At 42.9% G+C, this 13,345-nt stretch carries 13 protein-coding genes; 8 read left to right on the top strand and 5 right to left on the bottom strand.

Annotated features, from left to right (window positions below; all coding sequences use genetic code 11):
* The first annotated feature begins 16 nt into the window (after positions 1-16).
* From L2747_RS13165 to L2747_RS13175, 3 genes are all read left to right on the top strand, one after another.
* Complete coding sequence (locus L2747_RS13165; protein ID WP_248999481.1) at positions 17-946, top strand: SPFH domain-containing protein; 930 nt, start codon at positions 17-19, stop codon at positions 944-946.
* Complete coding sequence (locus tag L2747_RS13170; protein WP_248999482.1) at positions 946-1,884, top strand: SPFH domain-containing protein; 939 nt, start codon at positions 946-948, stop codon at positions 1,882-1,884. The genes L2747_RS13165 and L2747_RS13170 overlap by 1 nt, the downstream gene beginning before the upstream one ends.
* 129 nt (positions 1,885-2,013) lie before the next feature.
* The gene (locus tag L2747_RS13175; protein ID WP_248999483.1) at positions 2,014-2,427 is read left to right on the top strand and encodes an NUDIX domain-containing protein; all 414 of its coding nucleotides are present in this window, start codon (positions 2,014-2,016) and stop codon (positions 2,425-2,427) included.
* A gap of 53 nt (positions 2,428-2,480) precedes the next feature.
* Here L2747_RS13175 and L2747_RS13180 read toward each other — a convergent pair whose 3' ends face one another.
* Together L2747_RS13180 and L2747_RS13185 are read right to left on the bottom strand one after the other, a co-directional pair.
* Positions 2,481-4,565: a sensor domain-containing protein gene (locus L2747_RS13180; protein WP_248999484.1), complete on the bottom strand. Its 2,085-nt coding sequence runs from the start codon at positions 4,563-4,565 to the stop codon at positions 2,481-2,483.
* 22 nt (positions 4,566-4,587) lie between these two features.
* Positions 4,588-4,782 carry a hypothetical protein gene (locus L2747_RS13185; RefSeq protein WP_248999485.1) on the bottom strand — a complete coding sequence of 65 codons (195 nt, stop codon included), beginning with the start codon at positions 4,780-4,782 and terminating at the stop codon, positions 4,588-4,590.
* Positions 4,783-4,997: 215 nt separating this feature from the next.
* Between L2747_RS13185 and L2747_RS13190 the strand changes: the two genes are divergently transcribed.
* The 4 genes from L2747_RS13190 to L2747_RS13205 all read left to right on the top strand — a co-directional run bounded on the left by L2747_RS13190 (position 4,998) and on the right by L2747_RS13205 (position 9,589).
* Complete coding sequence (locus L2747_RS13190; protein ID WP_248999486.1) at positions 4,998-5,351, top strand: RidA family protein; 354 nt, start codon at positions 4,998-5,000, stop codon at positions 5,349-5,351.
* 115 nt (positions 5,352-5,466) lie between these two features.
* Positions 5,467-7,632: a DNA helicase II gene (gene uvrD, locus L2747_RS13195; protein WP_248999487.1), complete on the top strand. Its 2,166-nt coding sequence runs from the start codon at positions 5,467-5,469 to the stop codon at positions 7,630-7,632.
* Between the two features lie 207 nt (positions 7,633-7,839).
* A complete protein-coding gene (gene ubiA, locus L2747_RS13200; RefSeq protein WP_248999488.1) occupies positions 7,840-8,706 on the top strand; it encodes a 4-hydroxybenzoate octaprenyltransferase in 867 nt (288 codons plus the stop codon).
* 358 nt (positions 8,707-9,064) lie between these two features.
* Entirely contained in the window at positions 9,065-9,589 is a 525-nt protein-coding gene (locus L2747_RS13205; protein WP_248999489.1) for a hypothetical protein, read from the top strand.
* A 40-nt stretch (positions 9,590-9,629) separates the two neighbouring features.
* Here L2747_RS13205 and L2747_RS13210 read toward each other — a convergent pair whose 3' ends face one another.
* A complete protein-coding gene (locus tag L2747_RS13210; RefSeq protein WP_248999490.1) occupies positions 9,630-10,646 on the bottom strand; it encodes an alpha/beta hydrolase in 1,017 nt (338 codons plus the stop codon).
* 217 nt (positions 10,647-10,863) lie between these two features.
* Here L2747_RS13210 and L2747_RS13215 point away from each other — a divergent pair, with 217 nt between their 5' ends.
* Entirely contained in the window at positions 10,864-11,940 is a 1,077-nt protein-coding gene (locus L2747_RS13215) for a hypothetical protein (RefSeq protein WP_248999491.1), read from the top strand.
* A 69-nt stretch (positions 11,941-12,009) separates the two neighbouring features.
* Here L2747_RS13215 and L2747_RS13220 read toward each other — a convergent pair whose 3' ends face one another.
* Both L2747_RS13220 and L2747_RS13225 read right to left on the bottom strand, forming a co-directional pair.
* The gene (locus L2747_RS13220; RefSeq protein ID WP_248999492.1) at positions 12,010-12,588 is read right to left on the bottom strand and encodes a nucleoside triphosphate pyrophosphohydrolase family protein; all 579 of its coding nucleotides are present in this window, start codon (positions 12,586-12,588) and stop codon (positions 12,010-12,012) included.
* A 160-nt stretch (positions 12,589-12,748) separates the two neighbouring features.
* Positions 12,749-12,970, bottom strand: coding sequence for a hypothetical protein (locus L2747_RS13225; RefSeq protein WP_248999493.1), 222 nt, complete (start codon positions 12,968-12,970; stop codon positions 12,749-12,751).
* Between the last annotated feature and the right edge of the window lie 375 nt (positions 12,971-13,345).

Below are 13,345 nucleotides of genomic sequence, written 5' to 3' on the forward strand. Positions count from 1 at the left end.
AGGAAGGGATCTCAATATGTTTGCATTTACACTCTTTGTCTTATTTGTATTTTTTATTCTCTATAAGTTACTGTTAATTGTGCCCATGCGAGAGGTCAATGTGATCGAACGCCTTGGTAAATTTCGCACTGTATTGCAGCCCGGCTTTCATTTTCTTATTCCATTTTTCGACCGTGTCGCTTATAAGCACGAAATCCGTGAGCAGGTACTCGATGTACCACCACAAAGCTGTATTTCTAAAGATAATACTCAGCTAGAAGTCGATGGTTTAGTGTACCTAAAAGTAATGGACGGTAAGCTTGCCAGTTACGGTATTGAAGATTACCGCCGTGCGGCAGTTAACCTTGCACAAACTACGATGCGCTCAGAGATAGGTAAGCTCAGTCTTAGCCAAACATTTTCAGAGCGAGACAGCCTGAATGAATCGATAGTTCGTGAAATCGACAAGGCTTCGGATCCTTGGGGGATAAAGGTGCTACGTTACGAGATTAAGAATATCACCCCATCACGTAAAGTCATTCATACCCTAGAGAAACAGATGGAAGCTGAGCGCAGTAAACGTGCGGAAATCACCTTAGCCAATGCTGAAAAAGCGGCGATGATTAACCTTTCTGAAGGTGAACGCCAAGAAGCTATTAACTTGTCTGAAGGTGAAAAGCAGCGTCGTATTAACGAAGCGAAAGGTACTGCACAGGAAATTGCAATTATTGCTCGCGCCAAAGCAGAAGGCATGGAATTAGTCTCAGCCGCTTTGGCTAAAGATGGTGGTAATGAAGCAATGAATATGCAGCTAAAAGAGCAGTTTATTGCACAAGTCGGTAAGATCCTTGAGGAAGCTGATGTATCAGTTGTTCCGGCTGAACTGGCTAAAATAGAAGGCTTTTTCGAAGGCATGGAACAAGTCACTAGCGCAGTGGCATCTAATTCAGTGAAAGGAGCACGCTAATGATTGCAGGCATTAATACTGACATGATTGTTATGGCCATTTGGGGCCTTATTTTTGCAATTTTCGTCATTAAACTATTTCAGTCTATTCGCTTAGTGCCAACTAAATCTGCCTATATCGTAGAGCGTTTAGGTAAGTATCACTCGACCTTAGATGCAGGCTTCCATGCTTTAGTGCCTTTTGTCGATAAAGTGGCATATATCCATGACCTAAAGGAAGAGACGATTGATGTGCCACCGCAAGAATGCTTTTCTTGTGATGAGGTTAATGTAGAAGTCGATGGGGTTATCTATATTTCAGTTATTGACCCAGTTAAGGCGAGTTACGGCGTAACTGATTACCGTTATGCAGCAATTCAGTTGGCACAAACTACCACTCGCAGTGTAATTGGTACGTTGGACTTAGACCGTACTTTTGAAGAGCGTGATGTGATTAGTGCTAAGGTGGTTGAAGTGCTGGATCAAGCTGGCGCCATGTGGGGCATTCGCGTACACCGTTACGAGATTAAAAACATCACCCCACCAGAAACGGTTAAAAACGCCATGGAAATGCAGGTAAATGCTGAGCGTGAGCGCCGAGCATTACTGGCCAAAAGTGAGGGTGACAAGCAAAGTAAGATTAATCGTTCTGAAGGTATTAAGGCCGAAACGATTAACCACTCAGAAGGTGAAATGCAGCGCCGTATTAACGAGGCTGAAGGTAAGGGCGAAGAGATTTTAACTATTGCTCGAGCGACGGCTGAGTCAATTGAGCGTATGGCAACCGTGATTGCCGCCCCTGGTGGCAAGAACGTGGTGCGCATGCAGTTGGGTGCGCAGTATCTGAAGCAGCTTGATGGTGTGAGTTCAGGCCAAAGTAAGGTCATTTTGCCAGGCAATATGATGGACTTTGAGTATTGGATGAATAGTATTGGCCTTGAAGAAACGCCAAAACCATAGGTAATCTTAGGTAGGATGCTTATAGTAAACAGCTTGGAAAATGCTAGCAGCGGATGTGCTAGCATTTTTTTTACTTATTGGCTAAGCAAATAGCAGCGTAAGACTAATTAGTACCAACAAGGTGGAACAATGGCATTTGACGATAAATTTCGCTTAAGCAGCCATGCTGTAATTATTAGGCAAGGTGTTACAGGGCCATGTGTGTTGCTACTTAAAGCAACCTATGGTGATTGCGCTTGGGGTTTACCAGGTGGCGCATTAGAGCCTGGAGAAACCATACATGAAGCTTTGCAGCGTGAGTGCATAGAAGAACTAGGTGTTGTAGTGAAGGTAAGCTATTTAACTGGGGTTTATTATCATCAAACTTATGACTCACAAGCTTTTATTTTTTTGTGTGAACTCGAAAATGAAGCTGCTATTAGGCTCAGCGATGAGCATAGTGATTATCAATTTGTGCCACTAGAATCACTTAGCTCTGTACAAAAACAAAGAGTGCAGGACTGCTTAAATTATGACGGGATAGTGTTAAGCCGTAAATTTTAATCCAAAAGCTCTAGAGTATTTAACGTGGAAATAGTAGCGTGAATGTGTCGATGCTAAATCACTGGCACACTATCGGATTCAGCTTTTGCTGCCAGCTTTTGGTGTAGCTCTTTATAGTTTTCGCCAATTAGCAGAAGCTCTTCAAAAGGGGCGGGTTTACTGATTAAAAAGCCTTGGGCGTAATCGCACATCATAAAGCTCAATTCATCCAACTGCTCTTGAGTTTCAACACCTTCAGCAATGACTTGGATCCCAAGTGCATGCGCCATTTCAATCGTCGCAATAATCAACTCATTACTTTTATCGTCTTTGTTCATATCATTGATAAAGCTGCGGTCAATTTTAAGGATTTTGAAAGGGTAAGTGCGTAAGTAGCTTAGAGACGAATAACCAGTACCAAAATCATCCATAGAGATGCAAAAGCCTGCTTTGCTCAGCTGCATGAGTGCATCTAAGGTATAAGCGTGTCCGCTTAGTAACACGCCTTCGGTGATCTCAAGTTCTAAATCAGCAGGCTTCATACCTAGTTCTTGTACTTGGTCTTTAATTGATTGGACTAAATTGGGGTTTCTAAATTGTCTTGGTGATAGGTTAATCGCCACTCTAAAGTGTTCGTCGAAAGTTTTTTGCCAGCTTTGAGCAGCTTCAAGAGCACGTTTTAAAATAAACGCTCCCATGGGCTCAATCACCCCAGTTTGCTCAGCAATAGGAATAAACTCAGCAGGTGAGACACTGCCTAAAGTAGGATTATCCCAACGTAATAGTGCTTCTGCCCCCATAATGCTGCCATCGCGAATATCTAACTGAATTTGATAATGCACCGTTAGCTCATTGCGCTCTAAAGCTCCGTGAATTTGCTCTTCAATCGCTAAGCGGCGTGACACCTCTTTGTTCATGGCGTGGGTAAAGTAAGAATAGGTGTTACGTCCAATACTTTTGGTGTGGTACATGGCAGAATCAGCGTTACGCAGTAACTCAGATGGGGTTTTACCATCATTAGGGTAAATCGCGATGCCAATGCTGGCGGTCAAAATAAGTTGGCGATTATCGATATAAAACGGTTTTCTAAAGCCTGCGATCAGATTCTCAGCGAGTGGTTGAGCATCATTGGCGCTAGAGAGACCATCAAGCAGGATGATAAATTCATCTCCACCTAAGCGGCCCACAGTATCTTCAGCTCTGGTGGCTTTGAGTAAGCGCTCTGATGCGGTGATCAGTAGTTGATCACCAGCTTCGTGCCCAAGTGAATCATTAATCTTTTTAAAGTCATCTAAATCTAGAAAAATCACCGCAATCTTGTTGCCGTTTCTTTCACTGGAGTCAACCAGTTGCTCTAAGCGCTTTAAAGCTAAAAATCGGTTCGGTAAGTCGGTCAGGGTGTCGTAATGAGCTTGGTGACGAATAAGCGCTTCGGCTTCTAAACGTTCACTATTATCGTAAAAAGAGATCACCGCCCCCTTGTCTTGATTGGGGAGGTTTAGTGGCTGTGACTTGTATTCAACAGGGAAACTAGTGCCGTCTGCACGCCAAAAAATATCTTCTTTAATATCGTGTACGGTGAGATCAATATTGCTGGTAGCAGCGTTCTTATCAATTAACTGCTTTAGATTAGAGTTGAGCAGCATCGAAGGGGTAGCGTAGCCCAATAAATAGGCGCATTGCGGATTAGCATAGATACATTTTCCGCGGCTATCTACAGCGTAAACCGCCACAGCTGCGGCGTCTAAAATACTCGATACCAAAGGGCTATTCTCTATGGGCGGTTCTTGTGAGTAAGATGCTGGGATTTCTTTAGTTAAATGCTCGCTGAGTAACTGAAGTTTAGTCTCGAGTTTAGCTAGGGGGTCGTACTTATGAGCGGATTTTTCCGTAGTGGTTTTGTGGCTTGTTGGCTGCACAAAGCTTGAGGCTATATGGCTGACCAAATTAGCCAATCGAGATGATTGATTGCGAAAGTTAAACCAAACAAGGCTAGATATAACAATATTGACGAGCAAAAATATCGGCAGCACCATTTCTACAGAGGGTTGTTTGGCAAAGTGCCCCAGTAACCAAAAAATCCCAGTAACGAGACTGAGTAAAATAGTGATCAGGCAAAGGTGCCCAGGAGTAATTGAAAAATTTTTGCTAACTTGCATCTTGTGGCTCCTAAAATACTGACTAGATTTTTGTTACCGCAAAAGATGGCAATATTCGCTGCTGAGCCAATTGACGATAAATGGGCTGTACGTAAGCTACCGAAAAGTGCTGCAGGATAATAACTAAAAGGTAAATGCGCTGAACATGAGGCACAAGATGAGTAATTGGCTTAAAGTGAGTAAATAGAAGACCGAAGAAGAGGTTGAGATGAATCATATTTAGTCCTTTAAATATTGAGATATCAAATCCGTTGATAACCTATTTGAGTTAAGTATAGGACTTAAATAGGAAAATAGTAAATCATGCTAAGGTATACAAAACATCCATTTGAATCATAAGAATATTTTCACTGGTAAAATATATTTTGCTAGTTAGACTCTTGGCTGAAAAGGTTATTCAGCCAGATTATTCACCAAGTTTAAGAGCATAATATGACCATAGAGAGAATTGAAACCGCAGCACGTATGAGCAGAATAGTTAAGCATAACGGCACTATCTATTTATGCGGTCAGGTGGCGAAAGATGCCGAGCAAGATATTACTGAGCAAACACGGACCATGCTTGAAAAAGTTGATGCTCTACTAGAGCAAGCTGGCAGTGATAGGGAGCATATCTTGTCGGCAACTATCTATATAAAAGACATGCAGTATTTTGCTGAAATGAATGCAGTTTGGGATGCATGGGTACCAACAGGTTTTGCGCCTGCTCGTGCTTGCGTTGCAGCAAAAATGGCTCGTGAAGCCCTATTAGTTGAGATTTCAGTAGTAGCGGCTGAGAAAGTATAATTTCTGCTTGCTGTACAGATAAGAGGTAGCGTACTAAGCGTTATCTCTTTGGCTTATTCTACCCTCTCTTTCTTTGCATCTGTTATACTGCCCGCCTGATTTTTTGGAGGCAATAATGGACGTATCTTCTTTACTCGACGGCCTAAATGATAAGCAGCGCGAAGCTGTTGGTGCACCGCAATCTAGCATGTTAGTGCTGGCAGGTGCGGGTAGTGGTAAAACTCGAGTGTTAACCCACAGAATCGCGTGGTTAATGCAGGTTGAACAGCAAAGCCCATATGCCATTTTGGCGGTAACCTTTACCAATAAAGCGGCAAAGGAGATGCGCGAGCGTGTTGAGAAAGTGGCTGGTGGTAATATGAGCCGCATGTGGATAGGGACTTTCCACGGTTTAGCCCATCGTTTGCTACGCACTCACTATAAAGATGCTAATCTGCCTGAAAGCTTCCAAATTTTAGACTCTGATGATCAGCTGCGTCTAATCAAGCGTATTTTAAAAAGCCTTAACTTGGATGAGAAACAATATCCACCAAGACAAGCGCAAGGCTACATCAATGGTAAGAAAGACTTAGGGCTACGCCCATCACATATTGATGCTGGCGGGTTTCCTATTGAGCAAAATTTACTGAAGATTTATCAAATCTATCAAGATTCATGCGACCGCGCTGGTCTAGTGGATTTTGCTGAGATTTTGCTTCGAGCCCATGAACTGTGGCTTAACAAACCGCATATTCTGGATCATTACCAAGACAGATTTAAGCATATCTTGGTGGACGAGTTCCAAGATACCAACGCCATTCAGTATGCGTGGATCCGAGTACTTGCTGGCTCAACAGCCAATGTGATGATTGTTGGTGATGATGACCAGTCTATTTACGGCTGGCGTGGTGCACAGGTAGAGAATTTGCATAAGTTTTTAGCCGACTTCCCAGCAGCACAAACTATTAGACTAGAGCAGAACTACCGCTCTAGCGGCAATATTCTAAATGCCTCAAATGAGCTGATTGCTAATAACCCAGACCGTATGGGTAAAAAGCTGTGGACCGACGATAAAGACGGTGAGCCAATTGGTCTTTACTGTGCCTTTAATGAGATGGATGAAGCACGCTTTATCGTTGGCCGTATCACCGACTGGCAAGATGAAGGTGGCAAGTTAGAAGATTGTGCTATTTTATATCGTTCTAACGCGCAGTCACGTGTACTGGAAGAAGCCCTATTACATAAAGGTATCGCTTACCGCATCTATGGCGGTCTACGCTTCTTCGAGCGCCAAGAGATTAAAGATGCAATGGGTTATTTGCGTCTAATCAATAACAAGAATGACGATGCGGCTTTTGAGCGTGTGGTGAATACCCCAACCCGTGGTATTGGCGATCGTACCTTAGACATCATTCGCACAACGGCACGTCAGCAAGAAATGACTTTGTGGGAAGCGAGTGTTCGCTTACTCGAAGAGAAAGTCCTCGCAGGTCGTGCTGCAAAAGCTGTACGTGGCTTTATGGATTTGATTATTGCCATGCGTATGGATACTGATGAGCAATCTCTGCACCGCATGACAGATCATGTGATCCAAACGTCAGGTCTAAAGGCCATGTACGAAGCGGAGAAGAGCGAAAAGGCGCGCGCTCGTGTAGAGAACTTAGAAGAGTTAGTGACCGCTGCACGTAGCTTTGTGATGCCAGAAGAAATTGAGGATATGGGCGAGCTGAATGCTTTCTTGTCTCATGCAGCATTAGAAGCCGGCGAAGGTCAGGCGGATGAGTTTACCGATGCGGTACAGCTAATGACACTGCACTCGGCAAAGGGCCTTGAGTTCCCAATGGTATTTATGGCTGGTGTCGAAGAAGGGTTATTCCCAAGCCAAATGGCCATAGATGAAGGTGATCGCCTCGATGAAGAGCGTCGCCTTTGTTATGTGGGTATGACTCGAGCGATGCAAAAGCTGTATATCACTTATGCTGAATCGCGTCGTATCTATGGCCGTGAAAGCTTTGCTAGACCATCGCGTTTTGTTAAAGAGATCCCAGAGCAGTATGTGCAAGAGATCCGTATGCGTACTCAGGTTTCTGCGCCTGCAGTGAGTAGTCGCTTTAGCAAACAAGATGATGCTTTTAATGATTCAGGCTTTAAGATTGGCCAACGTGTGATGCATCCTAAGTTTGGTGAAGGTACTGTGACTAATTACGAAGGCAGCGGTGCACAGGCACGTATTCAGGTTAACTTTTTCGATGTCGGTAGTAAGTGGTTAGTGATCGCTTACGCTCGCTTAGAAAAAGTGTAACTTGGCTAAGCAGATATAGATAACCGCTTGGGTATTATCTGATTAACCCCCTTCAATTTAAGGCTGAGCACTATGCTCGGCCTTATTTTTTAGCACATAAAGCAAGCAGTAATTTTATTTATCTCAATACTGGTTGAATACTGTTACAGCTCAGTCATAATGCGGTTACAAAACTAAAGGCCGAAGACGTTGTAGGAGAGCCTAATCATGAATTTAAGGGATAAACTAGACGTTTATATGCGACTTGCGCGTATGGACCGTCCCATTGGTACCTTGTTATTAATGTGGCCATGTTTGATGGCGCTAACTTTTGCCGCTGGTGGCTTGCCTGATCTTAAAGTGTTTATTATTTTTGTTATCGGCGTATTTGCGATGCGAGCTTGCGGCTGCATTATTAACGACTATGCAGATAGAGATCTTGACGCCCACGTAGAGCGCACTAAAGCCCGGCCGCTAGCTAGCGGTGAGATCTCCAGTAAAGAAGCCTTATTACTGTTTTTAGTTGTCGCCTTGTTTTCATTTGGCCTAGTGCTGATGCTGAACCCGCTAGTGGTACAGTTGTCGGTTGTTGGTATTATTCTTACTATTATTTACCCTTTCACCAAACGCTATACCAATATGCCGCAGATGTTTTTAGGCACAGTATGGAGTTGGTCAATCCCTATGGCTTATGCGGCGCAAACTGGTACTGTTCCGGTTGAGGCTTGGTGGCTATTTGCGGCTAACTGGTGTTGGACGGTGGCGTACGACACCATGTACGCCATGGTTGATAGAGACGATGATTTAAAGGTGGGGATTAAGTCTACTGCGATTCTATTTGGCCGATATGACAGACATATCATCGGCGCATTTCAGCTAGCTGCGTTAGGCTGCTTAATTGCAGCGGGTCTAGTGGCGGGCAGAGGTGAAATTTATGGTTTAGGTATTTTGGCCTTTATCGGTTTCGCTTTGTACCAACAAAAACTCATTTTTTCTAGAGAGAGAGCGGCCTGTTTTAAGGCCTTTCTCAATAATAATTGGGCCGGCTTTGTTTTATTTAGCGCGCTAACTTTAGATTACTTGCTCTTAGGCTAACTTTAAATAATTAGCAGTGAAGTTTGGTTATAAAATACTGAGCCCATTAATTAATTATTTGAAATAATGCTCAAAAAATAAATATAAAACGCCTTCATTGAGAGGCGTTTTTTTATGCCTGCTGCAGTACTTTCGCCTCACATTGTCTGGCGCTCACTCCCGCTTTTATATTCCTGACTATACTTAGTACGACTTAACTTTTTTGCTAACCGTTATTGATATGAAGGATCATGGAAATGACATCTTGGTTAGTTAGTTTATTAAGTATAAGTACCGAAAGGCTGAAGCAAACGCGTCGATTATTGGTCGATAGAGCTTCTATAAGCAACAAATGGATTTGGTCGCTGCGGAGGGATTTATGTCATCATGGAATACGGCTTTTGAAGCCGGACAATGGGCAGATTATGAGTTAGCTTTATTGCTAATGACCACTGCCATCTTACTTATTTGGTTACTAATTTGTCGCTTTAAGCCCCAGGGTTTTATTCGTTGTAGTGTTGCGGTTATCTGCTGCGTGGTGCTAAGTGGTTTGTGTTTAACGAGTCGGGTCGATGCATTGCAATTAAGCTCCATATTGAGCAGGGGGCAGAATATTGAAGTGCTAGACGGTCACTACCGCTATGGCGAGTATCACTTTCCTCATAACTCGGCGCACGGCGTAGATTTTCGTGAAATACACATAGGTAAGCGGATGTTAAAGCTCTACCACAGTGGTTATTTGCAGCATAGCCGATGTTATCGCGATTTTTATAACAGCAACCACTTTGGTGACAATGTTCAATTGCGTTTATACATACATTGGTATGAACACGAATTCGTGCATAGGAGTAACAAGGTCGTGATTAAAACTCCCTGTATATTAAAAATTGAGCAGGCAGTTTAAGCCGTCAGCTGAGTGCCATTTAAGATTAAATAATCCAGATTTAAAACTTTTCCATCGTAGAGCGTGCTTGTTCGGTACGCTTGCTGTTTTGTTTACTATGACTATTCAGACTAATCGTTTTTGGCTGGCTCTTGCCTCTTTGCGTGTTGAATAGCCAGTCCATGCCATGAATTGCTGTAGTGGCAAATGCTGTGGCATGATGAGCTTCATTAATCAGCAAAATCTTACTGTTCAAAGTGCCTGTTTGAGCCTGAGTTAAGCTGCTCAGCAACGAAGAAAACCGCTGCGCATCCCCAACCATATCAAACTCAGAACTGCCGCCTCTGCCGTTGTGCTCTAGTGCGCCAATACCTACAAATACATTGGCATTTAGTTTTGCTAGCTGCTGCTTATTATTTTCAAACTGTTCGAGCAACACCTGTTGCTGCCACCAAAAAGAGGGGCTTCCAAGCAGGTAATTGGTAAATAATGCCGGTTGCTTTAATAAAACATAGGCACCAAAAAGTCCGCCTAACGAGTTGCCTACATAGGTACGTTGAGAGGGATCAGTTCGGTAGTTTTGCTCAATATAAGGGATAACTTTATTTTGTAGAAAACCGAGATGTCTGTCGGCACCACCGGTTACTTTATGCCAACGTTTGTCTACTGTCGGTGTGTAATCTCTCACACGGCTGCTGTCACCTTGCATACCTAATTCCCAAGATATCCCGACGATAATGGTGGGGGCCATCTGTTTTGAGTTCATTGGGAAACGCGTCACTCCTGACATTATCTGAAAGGTATACATCGCATCCGTAAGATACACTACTGGGTAATCAGTCTCGCGATTAGCAGAAGATTTATAGCCTTTAGGAAGTTTGATATACAGCTTATAGGTGCGCTCATTATCCTTGATTTTTACGGTATGACTACGAGGGATATGGAACGGACTATTGTGCTGCACAGTCGCTTCGATAATGTGTTTATTTGCCATGCTTTTGGTAGGAAAAACGCTTGCCAATAAGATGGTGCAAAGCATGATTTTTAGTAAAGAGGCACAGTAATTAAGAGATGTCATAGTCGGCTCTACTTATCCATAAATTATGGAGATATTTTAACCTTAGCTAGGGAGTGATTCCCATATATTTAGTTGCAAAAGCAATCATGTTTTGAATTAAAGTTAGTTGGTTGATTGCACCACTAAGGGCTAAATTTTAGCCTTAGGGCTTGTTTTGTTCCTGTAAGGTCACTATATCTGTTGTTACATAAGCTTAACAAGTCTCAAGGATTAGAGAATGCGCCGGAGTGTTAAATATCGATTATTGTTTCTACTCAGTGCCATAGTCATTTATTGCATAGGTTTTCAATGGTTACCTGAATCAATGCAAGGAGCCAATGCACTAGGGTTAACCATAGCGATAGCCGCTAGTTACTTTGTGCTGCTGCCAGCTATGTACGCATATTGCATCATTTATGTGGGTCAGCAGCACTGGTGGAAGATGCTAGTGGTGTTTAGTTTGAGCAGCTTAATGGCTCGCTTTAGCTTTCCGGCTGAACTCGCCAGTTATTTTGAGTTTATTGCCTGGCTGCGTTATCCGATTATCGCAGTGCTATTACTGTTGCAAGTGACCTTGGTATATCGGGTGATAAAGTCCCTATGGCAGGGGCGTAAGTTACCTGGCGATCCACGACTGCATATTCATGATGCGGTGCAAGGCAAAGTCCTATCGGAAAAAGCGTTGCAAGCCCATGGTGTGGCAATGACGTTGGCAATGGAGGTGGTGAACTGGTTTTATGCGCTCAACCACTTAACTCGACAGCACCCGCAATCATTATGCAAGTTACAGCTTTTATCGGCATCACCTTGGCATTACTTGTTGGCTAACATAGTGATTATATCTTCGGCCGTATTTAGTTATTGGCTGTTGGCATCGTGGAGCATGATTGCCGCTATTTTAGTCTCAAGCTTTATTGGTTACTGCTTAGTGATGGCGCGGGCTAACTACCGATTAGCGCGCTATTACAGTGTATATATACATCAACAATACTTAGTGGTTAACGCCGGAGTCTGGGGCTTTACCATGTTGCCATTGAGCGATATTGAAGAGGTCAATGTTGGGAATTATGGGCGAAATAAGGCTGTGACTAATAAGCACTCCAAAGAGCAGATTAACAATATCCACAAAACTGAAAGTAATAATGAGCAACTGCATTTAGGGCGAGGCGAGAGTAATGTGCAGATAAAGCTTAAATCATTGCAGCGCTATTATGGTGCCATGAGTATGTTGCCAGAGGATATTGAGCAGCTGTACTTACATGTTGATAAGCCAGAGGCTATATCACAGTTAATTAGCGTGAAAGAAGCTGCCTAGTAATAATTAAGTTAAACCAATACAGCAGAGGTGACTTGTTGTATTGGTTTAATCTCAGCGGATATAGGCTTAAGCTTTTACCAACTTTTCTAAATCAGCTGGGCGGTAATAAACAGACTTTAATACCTTACCTTGACGAACAACCTTACCCGCCATTTCAACATCTTTAGCACATTTCGCAATAATGAACTCGCCCTTAGTACTACCGACAATTTCAACGCCTTGTTTAGCGTAGAATTCGATAGTTTCCTTAAGCTCCTGCTCGTTGCGGCATACCTTGCTCATGTTGCTTGAATGTACTTCATCCCAACAGGTAACAAAGTCGATTTCACGGTTTTTGGCTACATGTAACAATAAATCGATAACGTAGCTAATCTCAAGATGGTCATTAACTTGAGTAGCACCTAAATGCACTAGGCGGCCCATTAAAACATAAACAGAATCAACAATAGCGTCAGCTTGTTCTACACGGCTGTCAGCTTCTGCAAGTTCGGTTAGCTCTTCAATGGCTAACGAAGTATGCAGCGTATCGGCTTTATCATCCAAAGTGCGGATATCTTCAATCGGCAAATCAAAAGTTGCGCGGAACTCTCGAATGTCGCGATATAAATGATCGTATAGTGGTTGATCCAAAGCGGATAGTTTCATGGTTAATAGGCCTTTACAGCTAAATAGGTTTAAGAGTCGACATACTAAAGAAACCGACCGCTAAATAAAAGCTTCACGCTAAAATGGTGATAACAAATAACCTAATACTCTGCGGTGTTAAGCAAGTAATATCTGGGCAGACTATTGAATTATGTTTACTTTATATAGATAAGTGGGCGGTAACTTCTGCCTCTAACTGTTTAATCATTTTTTGGCTATTAGGGTGATAAATATCAAGCTCCACCCAACCATCACTACCCATGATCTCAAGCTGGGACACTGTTATACGGTGTTGGTTAGTTTGTTCATTAAGGCTGCTAGTACCTTTAAGCTTTACTATGCCAAGGCTAGTGTTTAATCGGCTAATGCTAAAGTCATTCATTGCATCTCCCTAATCTCCGCTATGGTGTGGCGGTTGATTCAATATTAAAGCCATACCAACTATCCTAGCTAAATTATGCCTTTGTCGAACAACTTGCAATTAGATTTGATTTGTTGCTTTTTTGTGCCGACCCCCTCGTGTCGATGAAATTTTATCATCGGATTTTGGCTATCGGTTTAATCTACATTTACTGCATATTCACCCATTTTATTAGGTGATTATTGAATGACTAATCGGTTGTGGTTTGTTCGGGTGAATGCTTTCTTATGCTTAGGCATGAGCTCGGCTAGACGTTGTTGTTAATTTTATGTAAGGATGTCGCTCCAGCCTAGCGCGGTAAAGCCTGTTCCTAGCTTTTGATTACCGACGAAAGAA

Source organism: Shewanella marinintestina (assembly GCF_023283845.1).
Taxonomy (GTDB): domain Bacteria; phylum Pseudomonadota; class Gammaproteobacteria; order Enterobacterales; family Shewanellaceae; genus Shewanella; species Shewanella marinintestina.